Here is a 16259-nt window from a genome sequence, read left to right as displayed (position 1 = left end):
CACCGCGCTGATCTGGTTGGCGAGCAGCCCGACGGCCGCCTTGTCCGGCGCCGCGCCGTTGTCGCCCTGCACGACCACCTTGACGCCGGTGCCGGACAGCCCGGGGAAGTCGTGCGCGACCAGGTCGGCGGCGACCCGCGCGGAGTTGCCCTCCGGCAGCACCTTCTGGTCGACCTGGCCGAACTTGACGCCGAGGAACGGCGCGCCGAGGGCGAGCAGCACGGCGACGATCGGCACCGCGAACAGCACCGGGCGGCGCATCACCCGCGTGGCGACCTTCCGCCAGCCGCCGCCCTCCTCGCCTCGGGCGGCCTTCCGCCTGCGCCATGGCATGCCGAGCTTGTCGACCCGGTGGCCGAGGATGCCGAGCAGCGCGGGCAGCAGGGTCAGCGAGACGATCGCGGCGATGGCCACCGCGGACATGCCGCCGTAGCTCAACGACTTCAGGAAGCCCTGCGGGAACAGCAGCAGCCCGGCGAGGGCGACGACCAGCAGCGTCGCGGAGAACGCGACGGTGCGGCCGGCCGTCGACACCGTGCGGCGCACGGCTTCGGCGGGGTCGCGGCCGGCGGCGAGTTCCTCGCGGAAGCGCCCGACGGTGAACAGGCCGTAGTCGATGGCCAGGCCGAGGCCGAGCAGGCTGGCGACGTTGACGGCGAAGGAGTTCACGTCGGTGCCGAGCGAGATGGCGTGCAGCACGCCGAGCGAGGCGAGGATCGAGAGGCCGCCGACGAGCACGGGCAGCGAGGCGGCGACGAGCCCGCCGAAGATCACGATGAGCAGCAGCAGCACGAGCGGCATGGAGACCACCTCGGCGCGGCTCAGGTCCGAGGCGGACATGGCGCTGATCGCCTTCTGGGTCGGCACCAGGCCGCCGATCTGCGCGGTCAGCCCGTCGATCTGGAGCCGGTCGGCGATCTCGTCGTACTGCTTGAGCTGCTGGTTGGAGTTGTCGGAGGCCAGCGTGACGGCGGCGATGCCCCGGTGCTTCTGGGCGTCGGCGAACTGCGGCAGCGCGGTGTCCCAGTAGGAGACGACCTTGCTGACCGCGTCGGTCGGCAGCGCGTGCAGCTGCTTGTTGACCTTGTCGCGGAGCGCGAGGTCGTCGACCGTGCCGCCGCCCGGCACGGTGTAGACGACGACGATGTCGCCGCCCTGCCGGCCGAGCGCCTGTTTGGCGATCTCGTCGGCGCGGAACGCCTCGCTGGTCGGCGACTCGTAGCCGCCCTGGCTGAGCCGGTCGAAGACGCCGACTCCCCAGACGCCGCCGAGCACGGACAGCAGCACGACGGCGATCAGCACCACCCACCTGCGGCGGTATGCCAGGGATCCCCACTTCGCGAACACAGACGGCCTCCTGCGCGGCTGGCGGGCTGGTGCGCCCGGGAGTTACCGTTTGGTGAATCGTGTCAACTCTGTAAACACCGTTCACCGAACGTGCTGAGGGTACGGCGGCGTTAACGGTGTTTACAACCCGATGGAGTGAATATGACGGAGACCACGCGCCGGGAACGGCTCCGCGCGGAAACGGAGCGCGAGATCCTGCACCAGGCCCGCGCCCTATTGGTGGGCGGCGGCCGGGAGGCGGTGACTCTCCGTGCGATCGCGCGGGAGCTGGGCATCACGGCCCCGGCGCTCTACCGGTACTACGACTCGCGCGAGGACCTGCTCCAGCGGATGTGCGACGACATCTGCGGGGACCTCGCCGCCGAACTCAGCGCCGACCTCGCCACCATGTCGGCCCAGGACACCATCGGCCAGGTGTTCGCCGTCTGCCGGGGCTTCCGGCACTGGGCGCTCGCGCACCCGCAGGAGTTCGCGCTGGTGTTCGGCTCGCCCGACCTCGTCACCACCAGCTGCGCCGACGGCGAGGCGAACCGGGCAACGCACGACCCGTTCGGCCGGATCTTCCTCACCGTGGCCGGTCGCGTGCTGGCCACCCACCGGATCGAGCCGCCAGCCGACAGCGCCGTGCCGCGACAGCTGCACACCGACCTGGTGACCTTCCGCGACTCACTGATCGCGGCGATGGCCGAGCAGGGCATCGCCATCCCGACCGACGTCCTGAGCCTCGGCACGGTGTTCTTCATGCTCCAGTTCTGGGTCCGGCTCTACGGACACGTCGCGCTGGAGGTGTTCGGCTGCTTCCCGTTCGCGGTGTCCGACCCGGAACCGCTGTTCGACTCCATGCTCGCCGACCTCGCCGCCGAGGTCGGCCTCGTGAGCGGAAACTGACGCTCCCGCTCACGAGGTCTCCTCGCTGACGCTCGTCGACCGCATGCGCGGCGCTGCTGTGCCCAATGGTGAGCTCGCAAGCTCGCTCACGAGGTCTCCTCGCCGACGCTCGTCAACCGCGTGCGCGGCGCTACTGTGCCCAATGGTGAGCTCGCAAGCTCGCTCACGAGGCCGCCTACAGGACGATGTTGACCAGCCGGCCCGGCACCACGATCACCTTGCGCGGTTCGTTGCCGCCCAGCAGCTCGACGACCTTCTCCTCGGCCAGCGCGGCCGCCCGCACCTCGTCGGCCGACGCCGACGCGGACACCACGACCCGCGACCGCACCTTGCCGTTGACCTGGATCGGGTACTCGGCCGAGTCCTCGACCAGATAGCGCTCGTCCACGGCGGGGAACGGCCCGTGCGCCAGCGACTCGCCGTGGCCCAGCCGCGACCACAGCTCCTCGGCCACGTGCGGGCACAGCGGGGCCAGCAGCTGCACCATCGCCTCGGCGATCGCGCGCGGCGTGCCAGCCGAGGACCCGTACGCCTTGGTGACGGCGTTGTTCAGCTCGATCAGCTTCGCGCCGGCCGTGTTGTAGCGCAGGTTCGCGTAGTCCTCGCGCACCCCGGCGATCGCCCGGTGCAGCGCGCGCAGCGACTCCTCGCCTGGCTCGTCCTCGGACACCCGCAGCTCGCCGGTGTTCTCGTCGACGATGTTGCGCCACAGCCGTTGCAGGAACCGCTGCGCGCCGACGACGTCCTTGGTCGCCCACGGCCGCGACACGTCCATCGGGCCCATCGACATCTCGTACAGCCGGAACGTGTCCGCGCCGTAGGCGTCGCACACGGCGTCCGGCGCGACCGCGTTCTTCAGGCTCTTGCCGATCTTGCCGTACTCGCGGTTGACCTCCTGGTCCTGCCAGAAGAACTTCCCGTCCCGCTCCTGCACCTCCTCGGCCGGCACGTACACGCCGCGCGAGTCGGTGTAGGCGTACGCCTGGATGTAGCCCTGGTTGAACAGCTTGCGGTAGGGCTCCTCCGAGCTGACGTGCCCCAGGTCGAACAGCACCTTCTGCCAGAACCGCGAGTACAGCAGGTGCAGCACCGCGTGCTCGACGCCGCCGACGTACAGGTCGACGCCGCCGGTGTCCGACGCGCCGTGCTGCTCGGGGCGCGGCCCCAGCCAGTACTGCTCGTTGACCGGGTCGCTGAACCGCTCGCTGTTGGTCGGGTCCACGTAGCGCAGCTGGTACCAGCAGGAGCCGGCCCAGTTGGGCATCGTGTTGGTGTCCCTGCGGTAGCGCTTGGGCCCGTCGCCCAGGTCCAGCTCGACCTCGACCCAGTCCTGCGCGCGGGACAGCGGCGGCGACGGCTCGGTGTCGGCGTCCTCCGGGTCGAAGGTCCTCGGCGAGTAGTCGTCCACCTCGGGCAGCTCGACCGGCAGCATCGACTCCGGCAGCGCGATCGGCGCGCCGTCCTCGTCGTACACGATCGGGAACGGCTCGCCCCAGTACCGCTGCCGGGAGAACAGCCAGTCGCGCAGCTTGAACTGCACGGTGCCGCGCCCGTGCCCGTGCTCCTCCAGCCAGGCGATGATCGTCTTCTTGGCCTCGTCGACGGCCATCCCGTCCAGGCTGATCGACGCGGGGCTCGACGAGTTGATCGCCGGGCCGTCCCCGGTGAACGCCTCACCGTCGAAGCCCTCGGTCGGCCGCACGGTCCGCACGACGGGCAGCCCGAACTTCGCGGCGAAGTCCCAGTCGCGCTGGTCCTGGCCGGGCACCGCCATGATCGCGCCGGTGCCGTAGCCCATCAGCACGTAGTCGGCGACGAACACCGGCACCGACTCGCCGTTGACCGGGTTCATCGCGTGGACGCCGGTGAACACGCCGGTCTTGTCCTTGTTCTCCTGGCGGTCCAGCTCCGACTTCATCGACGCGGCGCGGCGGTAGGCCGCGATCGCCTCGGCCGGCGACGCCGCGCCAGCCGTCCAGCGCTCGTCGACGCCGTCGGGCCACCGGTCGCCGACGATCGCGTCGACCAGCGGGTGCTCGGGGGCCAGCACCAGGTAGGTGGCGCCGAACAGCGTGTCCGGCCGGGTGGTGAACACCTCGACCTGCTCGTCGGCGCCGGCGATCGCAAACGTGACGCGGGCGCCGTTGGAGCGGCCGATCCAGTTGCGCTGCATGGACTTGACCTTCTCCGGCCAGTCCAGCCGGTCCAGGTCGTCCAGCAGCCGGTCCGCGTAGGAGGTGATCCGCATCATCCACTGGCGCAGGTTGCGGCGGTACACCGGGAAGTTGCCGCGCTCGCTGCGGCCGTTGGAGGTGACCTCCTCGTTGGAGACCACCGTGCCCAGGCCGGGCACCCAGTTCACCGGCGCGTCGGACAGGTACGCCAGCCGCTGGCCGTCGACGACCTCGCGGCGCTGCGGCCCGGTCAGCTCGGCCCAGGCGCGCCCGTCCGGCGTCGGCCGCGCGCCCGACTCGTAGGCGGCCTCCAGCTCGGCGATCGGCCGCGCCTTGCCGGCCTGCTCGTCGTACCAGGAGTTGTAGATCTGCAGGAAGATCCACTGCGTCCAGCGGTAGTACTCGGGGTCGATGGTGGAGATCCGCCGACGCTCGTCGTGCCCCAGCCCCAGCCGGTTGATCTGGCGCAGGTAGGTGACGATGTTGTCCTCGGTGGTCTTGCGCGGGTGCTGCCCGGTCTGCACCGCGTACTGCTCGGCCGGCAGCCCGAAGGCGTCGAAGCCCATGGTGTGCAGCACGTTGCGCCCGGTCATCCGGTGGAACCTGGCGAACACGTCGGTGCCGATGAAGCCCAGCGGGTGGCCGACGTGCAGGCCCGCGCCCGACGGGTAGGGGAACATGTCCTGCACGAACAGCTTGTCCGCCGGCACCGGCCCGTCGCCGGCCAGCGGGCCGACGGGGTTCGGCGCGTGGAACGTGCCATGCTCCAGCCAGTACTGCTGCCAGCGCCGCTCGATCGCGCCGGCCAGCTCGGCGGTGTAGCGGTAGGCCGGCACGGCCTCAGTCGTGGTGACGTCGCTCATCGGAGGTTCCTCCCCATACGTTCCTGCCCCTGAACAAGACGAAACCCCCCAGCCGCGATCGGGCATGAGGGGTGGCCGCGCCAACCGGATAGTCGGTCAGCGCGGCGAGATAAGGAGCAGGCGGGCCGTGCTCATGCGGACCAGACTACCGGACCCGCCGAACATGGCGTGCGGCACATCTGGACGGGGTGTCTGTCGTGCCGCCCGCGCGCAGCACCTACGCTCGTCCAGTGACCTTCGCTGCCGCCCAGGACCTCGTGCCGGAAGCCGCGCCGCTGACCGTTCGCGTCGGGTTGCTCGCGGTGCTCGGGCTCGCCGGGCTCGCCATCGGTTCGATCGGGGTGCTCGGCCTACGCGGCAAACTGGTCCGCAACCGCTTCGTTGGCGTGCGGACCGCCGCCGCGATGCGCGGCGACGAGCAGTTCGCCATGGCCAACCGTGTCGCCGGGCTGCCGCTGGCGGTCGCCGGGCTGGTCGGCCTGCTCGGCGCGGTGTCCGCGTTCTCGATGCCGTCCACCGCGGGCACCGTGATCGCCGCGGTGATCGGCGCGGTCGGCATGGCCGCCGTGTCGATCGGCGGCGGCGTGCTCGGCCACCGGGCCGCCGAGGCGATGCCGACCTCGTCCGCCCCGGCGGGCTGCACTGGCTGCGTGTGCGGCGGTGGCGGCTGCGGGCCGCTGGCCGCGCTGCGCAAGACCGCCGACGCGCCTGCCTGACCGGCGGCTTTGTGGCGCGTGTTGTTTCACGTGAAGCAACACGCCGCCCACCTGCACAGACACCCCAACCCACCTCAGGGTTCCGGCATCATCCCCGATCCCCACTGAACCCGGACGTAGTCGTTGACCTGCGGCGCTACCTGGCCGCAGCACCCGACCCACGACGGCGCCGCGGGATCCGGCATTCCCTGAACAGCGTGCTGGTCCTAACCGCCGCAGCGGCCAGCGGCTGGGGCCCCGTCGCTGGCCACGATCACCGAACAGGCCACCGACCTGCCCCACCACCTCCCAGCCGGCCTGGGCATGCGCCGTGACCCCACACCGGCCGACGCCACCCACCGACTCCACCATGCGTCGAGTGCCGCACCAGGTCGACGGCGACCACCTCGACGCGGTGATCAGCGCCGGGATCCGCCGCGTCAGCGGACACCGCCAACCCCGACTCTGTCGGCCCCGACCCTGACCAGCCAGCGCCTCAGGAACCGATCCGGATCGCGATGGACGGCAAGACACCGCACGGCACCGCGCCCCGCACCGGCGACGCAGGCGTTCACCAGCTGGCCGCCCTCACCCACCACACCGCAATCGTGGTGGCCCAACGCCCCGTGCCCATCGGCACCAGCGAGATCGCCTGGCCGCCCGCCCTGCCAGACCCACTGCCCCCGGCCAACACCGCGATCACCGCCGACGCACTGCACACCACCCACGACCACGACCCCACCGGCCCAGAGCGCGCACCACGCGCTCACCGTCAAGGCCAACCAGCACCGCCTGGTCGCCCACCTGAACTACCTGCCCTGGCCCGACAACCCCCGTCACACCAGCACCGACACAAGGTACGGCCGCACCGAACACCGTGTCGTGCACGTGTTGCCCGCCCCGGCCGATCTCGGGTTCCCCGCCACCGCACCCGACCACACGACCACGGCCCAGACCAGCTACGGCCTCACCAGTCCGCCCGCCACCCTGGCCGATCCCGCCCGCATCGCCGACTACCCACGCGGGCACTGGCACATCGACAGCCGCCTGCATGGGTCCGCCACGCCACCTACGGCAAGGACGCCTCCCGAGTCCGCACCAGACACGCGCCCCGGGTGATGGCCAGCCTGCGCAACCTCGCGATCTCCGCCCTGCCACTGGCCGGACACCAACATCGCCCAAGGGCTACGACTCACGGCCGGGGACTGCCGACGACCACTCCAGCTACTCGGGATAACAGCCTGACCAGCACAAACCGACTTTGCCGGCATCCCGACCCACCTGTACAGACACCCCCACCCACCTCGGGGGAACGGCCCTGCGCCAGCCTATCCGCGATCTTCGGTTCGGCCCTTGTGCGGCTTGGGCTGTGGACAAGTGGCGGCGGTGAATGTCGAGGCGCGGGGCGTCTGGGGATAACCGCGCGCTCCGGCGGGTCAGTTGCGGCGGACGTCCACCGGGTGCGTGGCCAGCAGCGCCAGCGGCATGCCCTGCCGGCGCAGCACCCTGGCCCACAGGTCGACGCCGGACGGCGTGAGCACGTCGTCGGGCAGGCCGGGCACCACGAACCAGTCGCCGCGCTCGATCTCGCCGGCCAGCTGCTCCTCGCCCCAGCCCGCGTAGCCGGCGAACACCCGCATCCCGCGCACCCGCGTCACCAGCTCGTCCGGGTCGGCGTCGAGGTCAACCAGCGCCACCGGGCCCCGCACGCCGACCACCCCGGCGAGCTGCTCACTGTCCTCGCCGGTGCGCAGTGCGGCGAGGCACAGCGCGGTCTTCTGGTCGACCGGCCCGCCGATGTACACCGCCTGCGGCCGGGTCACGTGCGGCCCCCAGCCAGGCAGCACGTCGTGCACGGCGACCTCGCTCGGGCGGTTCAGCACCACCCCCAGCGTGCCCTCGCCACGATGGTCGATGACGTACACCACCGTGCGGCGGAAGTTGGTGTCGAGCAGGCTCGGGGCCGCAACCAGGAGGGAACCCGGCTCGACATCGGCGTCAGGTCGCACCGGCACATGATTTCACCCGGGTGATGGACACCGGGTGAGACAGTCCGGGAACAAGCCGGGCGATCCACCCGTTGAGGGGGATAGTCAGATGTCATCGAGTCCCCCGGGCTCAAAAGACAACTGCCTTCGCGGAATACCGTTCGGCTGGAGCCGCGTCGCGCACACCCGCCGTGAGGCGACCGTGCATCTGACGTCCGCTGGCCGGGCCCCTCGGGGTCCGGCCAGTGGACTTTCCGGCAGTGGACTTTTTCCGGCAAGTGGACTTTTCCGGGTAGCCCACAGCAGTTCCCCAGTAGTTCAGCGTTGGTGGTGCCTACTCCACTGCGTGCCGGCCGCGAGCAGCCGTACGCTCGAGGCGTGAACAGCGCCGCCGACATCCACGCAGGCAGCAGGACCGAGACGAGCGACTCGGGGCCCGGCGAGGAACGCGATCGGTTGGGCATGCGGCGGCTGCTCGGCATCGAGGGGTTCCGCAGGCTGCTGTTCGCCAGGCTCGCCGCCCAGTGGGGCGACGGGCTCTTCCAGGCAGGCCTCGCCGGTGCGGTGCTGTTCAACCCCGAGCGACAGGCCGACCCGGCCGCCATCGCCGCGGGCTTCGCCGTGCTGCTGCTGCCGTACTCGCTGATCGGCCCGTTCGCCGGCGCGCTGCTCGACCGCTGGGACCGCCGCAGGGTGCTGCTCGCGGCCAACCTGCTGCGCGGGGTGTTCGTGCTGCTCACCGCCGTCGCCGTGGGCAGCGGCATGCAGGGTGTGCCGCTCTACACCGCCGCGCTGCTGGTCACCGGGGTCAGCCGGTTCGTCGGGTCGGGACTGTCTGCCTCGCTGCCGCACGTGGTGCCGGCCGGGCATCTGGTCGAGGCCAACGCGGTGGCCACCACCTTCGGCTCGGTCACCTCCGTGGTCGGCGCGGCCTGCGCGGTCGGCCTGCGCGGCCTGCTCGGCTCCGGGGACTGGGGCTCGGCGTGGACCACCAGCGTCGCGCTGCTCGGCTCGCTGGCCGGGGCCGCGCTGGCCGCGCGGTTCGCCAGGGGAGTGCTCGGGCCGGACGAGGTCAGCGAGCCGAGCGCCACCATGGTCGCCGTCGCACTCGGCCTGGTCGACGGCGGCAGGGCCTCGCTGCGGACCCCGCGCGTCGCCGCCGGGTTCGTCGCGCTGATCGCGCACCGCCTCGCCTTCGGGGCGTCCCTGCTGGTCACCGTCCTGCTGCTGCGGCACACCTTCCACGACGTCGGCCCGCTGCGGGCCGGCATGGCCGGGCTCGGCGAGGTCGCCATCGCCGGCGGCGCCGGCATCCTCGTCGCCGGGCTGGTCACCGCGCGGGTCGTCGCCAGGATCGGCCGGCGCGGCGCGGTCTGCGGCGCGCTGATGGTGGCCGGCCTCGCCCAGCTCACCCTCGGCCTGCCGATGACGCTGCCGACCATGCTGGCCGCCGCGTTCGTCATCCCGGCCGCGGGCCAGCTGATCAAGCTGTGCGTCGACGCGGCCGTGCAGGGCGACATCGGCGACGACATCAGGGGCCGTGTGTTCGCCCTGTACGACACGCTGGTCAACGCGGCGATGGTGGCGTCGGTGACGATCGCCGCGGCGCTGGTCCCGCTCGACGGCGTCGCGCCCGGTGTGATCACGCTCGCCGCGCTGACCTACCTGGTCGGCGCGGCCGGGTACCTGATGGTGCTGCGCAGGACGACCGACACCGGCCTGCCCCGCGCGGCGGAGACGTCCGCGCCGACGAACTAGCGCGGCAGCGGCAGGCGGATCACGCCGGTCTCGTGGGCGAACACGACCGCGTGCATGCGGTCGCGCAGGTCCAGGCGGCGCAGGATCTCGCCGACCTCGGCGGAGACCTCCTGCACACTCAGCGACAGCAGCCTGGCGATCTCGTGATCGGCAAGCCCTCTCGCGACGAAGCGCAGCACGGCGCGCTGCTGTTCGGACAGGGCCGACATCCCGTCGTCGACCCGTCTGCGTGGCGCGGACAGACCCCAAGTCATCGCACTCACCCCCGGTGCGCGGGCACTATGCCCGAGTCGCATCGTCATCGTGCCGCGACGCACTGTCATCCCGCTAACGCGGCGATTCCGCGCCGGCACCGAGGGTTACGGGCGAATCATTCGTTAGGCGGTTGTATGCCCTGTCCAGCCGCCCAACGGCGCAGTTCGGTGACCGCCTCGTCATGCTCGAGCGGTCCCCGGTCGAGCCGCAACTCCTTGAGGTGTTTCCACGCGGCACCCACCAGTGGACCCGGCGGGAGGCCGAGCAGCCGCATGATCTCGTTGCCGTCGAGGTCGGGCCGGACCCGGTTGAGGTCCTCCGCCTCGGCCAGCAGCGCGATCCTGGCCTCCAGCTCGTCGTAGGACCTCTGGAGGCCGAGCGCCTTGCGGCGGTTGCGGGTGGTGCAGTCGGCCCGCACCAGCTTGTGCAGCCTGCTCAGCAGCGGCCCGGCGTCCGTGACGTACCTGCGCACGGCCGAGTCGGTCCACTCACCCTTGCCGTAGCCGTGGAACCGCAGGTGCAGATAGACCAACTGGGCGACGTCTTCTATCACCTCTTTGGAGTAACGCAGCGCGCGCAAGCGTTTGCGCACCATCTTCGCGCCCACCACCTCGTGGTGGTGGAAGCTCACGCCGCCGCCGGACTCGAACCGGCGGGTGTCCGGCTTGCCGATGTCGTGCAGCAGCGCGGCCAGCCGAAGCACCAGGTCCTGGCCGTCCTCCTCGAGGTCGATCGCCTGCTCGAGGACCACCAGCGAGTGGTGGTAGACGTCCTTGTGCTGGTGGTGCTCGTCGATCTCCAGCTTCATCGCCGGCACCTCGGGCAGCACCAGCTCGGCCAGCCCGGTCCGCACCATCAGCTCGATGCCGTCCTTCGGGTGCTCGCCGCACAGCAGCTTGGACAGCTCGGTCTGGACCCGCTCCGGGGTGATCCGCGCCAGCTCGCCCGCCATCGCCGTCATCGCCTCGACGACCCTTGGCGCCGGGGTGAAGCCGAGCTGGCTGACGAACCTGGTCGCCCGCAGCATCCGCAGCGGGTCGTCGCCGAAGGACTCCTGCGGGGTGGCCGGCGTGTCGAGCGTGCGCGCCACCAGCGCGTCCATCCCGCCGTGCGGGTCGACGAACTGCTGGCTCGGCAGCTCGACGGCCATCGCGTTCACGGTGAAGTCCCTGCGCAGCAGGTCGGCCTCGATCGAGTCGCCGAAGGTCACCTCGGGGTTGCGGGTCACCCCGTCGTAGCTGTCCGCCCGGAACGTGGTGATCTCCAGCGTCGCGCCGTGCTTGGCCGCGCCGACCGTGCCGAAGGCGATGCCGGTGTCCCACACGGCGTCGGCCCAGCCGGCGAGGACCTCCAGGATCTGCGGCGGGCGGGCGTCGGTGGTGAAGTCGAGGTCCGTGCCGAGCCGGCCGAGCAGCGCGTCGCGCACGCTGCCGCCGACCAGGTACAGCCGATGGCCGGCGGCGGCGAACCTTCTCGCCACCTCGTCGGCCACCGGGGACACGCGAAGGAGTTCCACCACCGCATTCTGCTGTGCGAGCACTCGGGACACGAGGAACCAGGGTATCCGCACCCGAGGTGATCACGTTCCGCATAGGACGGGCGACGGCCAGCAACGATGGGACGCCACTACCATCGGGGGCATGCCCCCGTCGTCCGGTCGTTCCGGCGGTACCAAGCCGGGGCGCCGGAACCGGCGCCGGGGTCGCCGGCTGAAGACCGTCGACGAGACCTCAGCAGGCGGCCTCGTGCTGGACTCGGCACGGGCCGAGGCTGCCATCATCGGCAGGCTGGACCGCAAGGGCAGGCTGCTGTGGTCCCTGCCGAAGGGCCACATCGAGGCAGGCGAGACCGCGGAGCAGACCGCGGTGCGCGAGGTCGCCGAGGAGACGGGCATCGAAAGCAGGGTGCTCCGACCCCTCGGTTCCATCGACTACTGGTTCGTCGCGGAAGATCGCAGGGTGCACAAGACCGTCCACCACTTCCTGCTGGAAGCGCTGGGCGGCGAACTCTCCGACGAGGACGTGGAGGTCACCGAGGTGGCGTGGGTGCCCCTAGGCGAGCTGGACGAGCTGCTCGCCTACGCAGACGAACGCCGCCTGGTCCGCAGGGCCGTCGAACTGCTCGCGGCCCAGCCGCGACCGGAGCTCGCCGGCGGCGTCGACCAGGAGTTCGGGTGAGAAGACTGCTCTGCTCGGCCGTCGCGGTCGGGTTCGTCCTCGCGGTCGGCTGCACCGGCGCGGCCGCCGAGCCGAACACGGCGGCAGGCTCCGGCAAGACGCCGCTGCCGCCGGCGACGGCGCGCGCCGTGTGGTCCAACCCGGTGCACGGCGTGCTCAGCACGCTCCAGTCCTCGGCGCAGCTGCGGATGGAGATCGACCAGCTGACCCCGAGGGTGGTGAAGGCCGACGGGCCGCCCGAGGTCACCATCAGCGGCAAGGTCACCAACGTCGGCGAGAACCGGATCAGCGACCTGACCCTGCGGCTGGAGCGCGGCGACCCGGTGCCGGACGAGAACGCGCTGCGCACCGCGCTGCGCGAGCCCGCAGCCGACGACGTCGTGCACTCCGTCTGGGTCTCGATCGCGCCGGTGCTGCAGCGCGGGCAGGAGGCGCCGTTCACGCTGACCGTGCCGCTGACCGGCGAGCCGGGCCCGACGCTCGCCGTCGACAAGCCCGGCATCTACCCGCTGCTCGCCAACATCAACGGCACGCCGGACTACAACAACGGCCACGCCGCCCAGCTGGCCACCCTGAGCACGCTGCTGCCCGTCCTCGGGCTGCCCGGTGGCACCCCCGTCAAGCCGGCGACGCCGGCCAAGCTGACGGTGCTGTGGCCGCTGGTCGACCAGCCGAGGCTGGTCCGCGCCGGCCCCGACGGCGAGGCCGTGCTGACCGCGAAGGCCACCCAGGCGACGAAGTCGACCCCTGGCGACCAGGCGATCCTCACCGACGACACGCTGCCGGGCCTGCTCACGCTCGGCGGCAGGCTGAACAACCTGCTCGCCGAGTACGAGAGCCGCGCGAGCGCGACGGCCGCCTACTCGCTGTGCCTGGCCATCGACCCCGAGCTGTTGCAGACCGTCTACGCGATGAGCAAGGGCTACCAGGTCGCTGGCGGCGCGCAGGGCAGGGGACAGGACATCGCGAAGCGGTGGCTGGACCGGCTGACCCTGGCCGCGCGTGGCCACTGCGTGCTCGCGCTGCCCTACGCCGACGCCGACCTGGTCGCGCTGACCAGGGCTGGCCTTGGCGACCTCACGAAGTTCGCGCTGGACGCCTCCGCCGTGGTGCAGAACATCCTCGAGGTGCAGCCGCTGACCAACCTCGCGTGGCCCTACGGCGGGGTGCTCGACGACAAGACCACGGCCGAGCTGGCCGACCGGGGCGTGACGACCGTCCTGCTCGACCCCAAGGGCCTGACCGGCGCGCCGGGCGCGGGGCCGGTCCGGCTGGACCGGGCGGGCGGCGCGACCACCACGGCCGTGCGCACCGACCAGCTGGTGTCCGACGCGCTGGGCAACCCGGGGCAGCCGACGCCGGCGAACCGGACCAGCGCGTCCGCCGACACCAAGGCCGTCTCGGTGCAGAACGCGCTCGCCGCGCTGGTGCTCCAGACCGGCTTCGAGGGCTCGGGGCAGAACCTCGTGGTGACCCCGCCGCGCACCTGGGACGCGCCGGCCGGCGAGCTGAAGGTGTTCCTGGACACCGTGCAGTCCCTGTTCGACAGCCAGGCCGCGACGGCGACGCCGCTCCAGGACCTCGCGCCGGCGGCCGGCGCTCCGGCGCCGCAGCAGGGCGCGACCCTCAACTACCCGGCGCAGGCCGCGTCGAACGAGATCCCCAAGGCCATCACCGACGACGTGCGGGCCGCGCGGGACGTCGTCGCGGGGCTCGCCGACTCGATGACGCAGGAGGACCGCAACGGCGCGACGCCTGCCTCGGTGACCAACCCGCTGCGGGAGGGCCTGCTGCGGGTCACGGCGAACTCGTGGCGCGGCAACGACGGCGCCGCGCGCGCCGCGCTGACCTCGGCGCAGAACCAGATCGGCGCGGTGCAGGCCGCCGTCGCGGTCGTGCAGCCGGAGAACACCTACTCGATGGGCTCCGGCAACGCGCCCGTGCCGGTCACCGTCGCCAACAAGCTCCCGGTGCAGGTGCGGGCCAGGGTCGTGTTCGACGACGCGGCGGGCTTCCGGCAGAAGTCCGTCGAGGACTGGAACCTGCCGGCCGGGGCGTCGCGCGTCGTGCTGGTGCCGATCGAGGTGCTGCGGTCGGGCCGGCTGAGCATCAACGTGCGGGTCACCACCCCCGGCGGCGTGCCGCTCGGCGCCGACGCGGCCCGCCTGGAGATCTCCTCGTCGGCCTCGGGCACGATCGTGCTGATCATCACCGTGGTCGCTGGCGCCGTGTTGGTCCTGTTGGTCGGCAGGCGGCTGTACCGGCGGATCAGGGGCGGGCGAACGTCCACCCAGCCGGGCGTCGGAGAATCGGCGAGTCAGCAGGACAATGGGCCGGCCGAGCCGCCGGAGAAGTCCGCGCAGGGTGTCGGCACGCACACACTGGGCGCGGGCGAGGAGAGGTCGGGCGGACGTTGAACGGGACGAGAGCGACACCAGCGACACCTGCCGGCCCCTCGGCTCCCGACGCCGCGATGGCGCAGGGGCAGCCGCAGCCGCCGGCCGCGGCGCCGTCGCTGGCCAAGGCCAGCGGCTCGATGGCGATCGCCACGATCGTCAGCAGGGTCAGCGGCCTCGCCTCCAAGGCGCTGCTGACCGTCGCGCTGGGCTTCGCCACGGTCAACGACTCCTACCAGGTCGCGACCACGCTGCCGACGATGATCAACGAGCTGCTCCTCGGCGGCGTGCTGACCAGCATCGTGGTGCCGATGCTGGTGCGCGCGGAGAAGGAGGACGCCGACGGGGGCGAGTCCTACACGCAGTGGATGCTGACGATGTCCACCGTGCTGCTCGCGGTCGGCACCGTCGTCGCGATCGCCTGCGCGCCGCTGCTCACGCACCTGTTCCTCGGCGGCGACACCAAGGCCAACCCCGCGCTGACCACGGCGTTCGCCTACCTGGTGCTGCCGGGCATCATCTTCTACGGCCTGACCGGCCTGCTCAGCGCGATCCTGAACACCAAACACGTGTTCGGCCTGCCGACCTGGGCGCCGGTGCTCAACAACGTGGTGGTCATCATCACCCTCGGCGTCTACATGCTGCTGCCGGGCACGATCTCCATCGACCCGGTGCGGATGGGCGAGCCGAAGCTGCTGATCCTCGGCGTCGGCACGGCGCTCGGCGTCGCGGTGCAGGCCGTGGTGATGATCCCGGCGATCAAGCGGACCGGCTTCCGGTTCCGCTGGCGGTGGGGCTGGGACAGCAGGCTCTCGGAGTTCGGCAGCCTCGCCTTCTGGGTGCTGCTCTACGTCGGCCTCGGCCTGGCCAGCATGGTGGTGCTGCTCAACGTCGCCGGGCACGGCACCAACGGCACGATCACCATCTACAACTACGCGTGGCTGCTGCTGCAACTGCCCTACGGCGTGCTCGGCTACTCGCTGCTCACCGCGCTGATGCCGAAGATGAGCCGGGCCGCCGCGTCCGGTGACACCGAGGGCCTCGTCGCCGACCTGTCGCTCGGCAACCGGATGTCCTCGGTGCTGCTGATGCCGTTGGCCGGGCTGATGACGCTGGCAGGCCCGGCGATCGCGATCGCCGCGTTCTCCTTCGGGCACGCCACCGTCGAGGACGCCGAGCGGCTTGGCGTCGCGCTCAGCCTCGCCGCGTTCGGCCTGGTGCCCTACGCGATCACGCTGTTGCAGCTGCGGGTGTTCTACGCGCTCAAGGACTCCCGCACGCCGGCGATCATCCAGGGGATCATGGTGGTGGCGCGGATCGCGCTCTGCTACTTCTTCCTGGCCATCGCCCGCCCCGACCAGCTCGCGGTCGGTGTGATGCTGGCGATGTCGCTGAGCTTCGTGGTCGGCTCGATCGTCGGCCAGATCTGGCTGCGGGTCCGGCTCGGCAGGCTGCGCACCTTCTACACGATCTGGACCGTGTGCCTGACCATCGTCGCGACGGTCGTCGCGTGCGTCGTGGCCAAGTTCGTCGGCGACGGCGCGGTGTCGCTGCTCGGCGCGGCCGGCGCGCGGCCGCAGGCGTGGATCCGGCTGATCGTGGAGAGCGTGCTCGTCCTGGTGCTCAGCTTCGGCGCGATGGCGATGTTCCGATTGCCCGAACTGCGCCCGGCGACGGACAAGATCCTCCGACTGATCCGCCGGGGCTGAGGCTCGTCA

At 71.5% G+C, this 16259-nt stretch carries 11 protein-coding genes; 6 read left to right on the top strand and 5 right to left on the bottom strand.

The genetic code is table 11. From position 1 onward, the window contains the following. Nucleotides 1-1347: MMPL family transporter (locus F0L68_RS37655; RefSeq protein WP_149854691.1), on the bottom strand; the 1347-nt coding region annotated here is incomplete at its 3' end. A 141-nt stretch (nucleotides 1348-1488) separates the two neighbouring features. Here F0L68_RS37655 and F0L68_RS37650 point away from each other — a divergent pair. Beyond that, nucleotides 1489-2235 (top strand): TetR/AcrR family transcriptional regulator, encoded by a 747-nt coding sequence (locus F0L68_RS37650; protein ID WP_149854690.1) that lies wholly within the window; start codon nucleotides 1489-1491, stop codon nucleotides 2233-2235. Nucleotides 2236-2410: 175 nt separating this feature from the next. On the opposite strand, the gene leuS is transcribed toward F0L68_RS37650, so the two are convergent. Beyond that, a complete protein-coding gene (gene leuS, locus F0L68_RS37645) occupies nucleotides 2411-5272 on the bottom strand; it encodes a leucine--tRNA ligase (RefSeq protein ID WP_149854689.1) in 2862 nt (953 codons plus the stop codon). Between the two features lie 230 nt (nucleotides 5273-5502). Here leuS and F0L68_RS37640 point away from each other — a divergent pair, with 230 nt between their 5' ends. Then, on the top strand, nucleotides 5503-5988 hold the full coding sequence (locus F0L68_RS37640) for an SdpI family protein (protein ID WP_223199495.1): 486 nt from the start codon (nucleotides 5503-5505) through the stop codon (nucleotides 5986-5988). A 1415-nt stretch (nucleotides 5989-7403) separates the two neighbouring features. On the opposite strand, the gene F0L68_RS37630 is transcribed toward F0L68_RS37640, so the two are convergent. After that, nucleotides 7404-7976 carry a YqgE/AlgH family protein gene (locus F0L68_RS37630; RefSeq protein WP_149854688.1) on the bottom strand — a complete coding sequence of 191 codons (573 nt, stop codon included), beginning with the start codon at nucleotides 7974-7976 and terminating at the stop codon, nucleotides 7404-7406. 441 nt (nucleotides 7977-8417) lie between these two features. On the opposite strand from F0L68_RS37630, the gene F0L68_RS37625 reads away from it, so the two are divergent. Continuing rightward, complete coding sequence (locus F0L68_RS37625) at nucleotides 8418-9713, top strand: MFS transporter (protein WP_149854696.1); 1296 nt, start codon at nucleotides 8418-8420, stop codon at nucleotides 9711-9713. Here F0L68_RS37625 and F0L68_RS37620 read toward each other — a convergent pair. Further along, on the bottom strand, nucleotides 9710-9967 hold the full coding sequence (locus F0L68_RS37620; RefSeq protein WP_188317043.1) for a response regulator transcription factor: 258 nt from the start codon (nucleotides 9965-9967) through the stop codon (nucleotides 9710-9712). The genes F0L68_RS37625 and F0L68_RS37620 overlap by 4 nt on opposite strands. Nucleotides 9968-10083: 116 nt before the next feature. Then, a complete protein-coding gene (locus tag F0L68_RS37615; RefSeq protein ID WP_149854686.1) occupies nucleotides 10084-11538 on the bottom strand; it encodes a CCA tRNA nucleotidyltransferase in 1455 nt (484 codons plus the stop codon). Between the two features lie 70 nt (nucleotides 11539-11608). Here F0L68_RS37615 and F0L68_RS37610 point away from each other — a divergent pair, with 70 nt between their 5' ends. The 3 genes from F0L68_RS37610 to murJ are packed head-to-tail and all read left to right on the top strand — an operon-like array spanning nucleotide 11609 to nucleotide 16250. After that, nucleotides 11609-12145, top strand: a complete 537-nt coding sequence (locus F0L68_RS37610) for an NUDIX hydrolase (RefSeq protein WP_149854685.1) — start codon at nucleotides 11609-11611, stop codon at nucleotides 12143-12145. Continuing rightward, nucleotides 12142-14562, top strand: a complete 2421-nt coding sequence (locus F0L68_RS37605; protein ID WP_149854684.1) for a DUF6049 family protein — start codon at nucleotides 12142-12144, stop codon at nucleotides 14560-14562. The genes F0L68_RS37610 and F0L68_RS37605 overlap by 4 nt, the downstream gene beginning before the upstream one ends. Beyond that, on the top strand, nucleotides 14559-16250 hold the full coding sequence (gene murJ, locus F0L68_RS37600; protein ID WP_223199494.1) for a murein biosynthesis integral membrane protein MurJ: 1692 nt from the start codon (nucleotides 14559-14561) through the stop codon (nucleotides 16248-16250). The genes F0L68_RS37605 and murJ overlap by 4 nt, the downstream gene beginning before the upstream one ends. Nucleotides 16251-16259 lie beyond the last annotated feature (9 nt).

The sequence above is a fragment of the Solihabitans fulvus genome (assembly GCF_008386585.1).
Classification (GTDB): Bacteria; Actinomycetota; Actinomycetes; order Mycobacteriales; family Pseudonocardiaceae; genus Solihabitans; species Solihabitans fulvus.
This window is presented reverse-complemented; position numbering and strand designations above follow the sequence as displayed.

Excerpts from the sequence above, each read along its gene's own strand:
- leuS (WP_149854689.1), bottom strand. The coding sequence starts at position 5,272 with ATGAGCGACGTCACCACGACTGAGGCCGTGCCGGCCTACCGCTACACC.
- F0L68_RS37650 (WP_149854690.1), top strand. The coding sequence starts at position 1,489 with ATGACGGAGACCACGCGCCGGGAACGGCTCCGCGCGGAAACGGAGCGC.
- F0L68_RS37610 (WP_149854685.1), top strand. The coding sequence starts at position 11,609 with ATGCCCCCGTCGTCCGGTCGTTCCGGCGGTACCAAGCCGGGGCGCCGG.
- F0L68_RS37620 (WP_188317043.1), bottom strand. The coding sequence starts at position 9,967 with ATGACTTGGGGTCTGTCCGCGCCACGCAGACGGGTCGACGACGGGATG.
- F0L68_RS37625 (WP_149854696.1), top strand. The coding sequence starts at position 8,418 with ATGCGGCGGCTGCTCGGCATCGAGGGGTTCCGCAGGCTGCTGTTCGCC.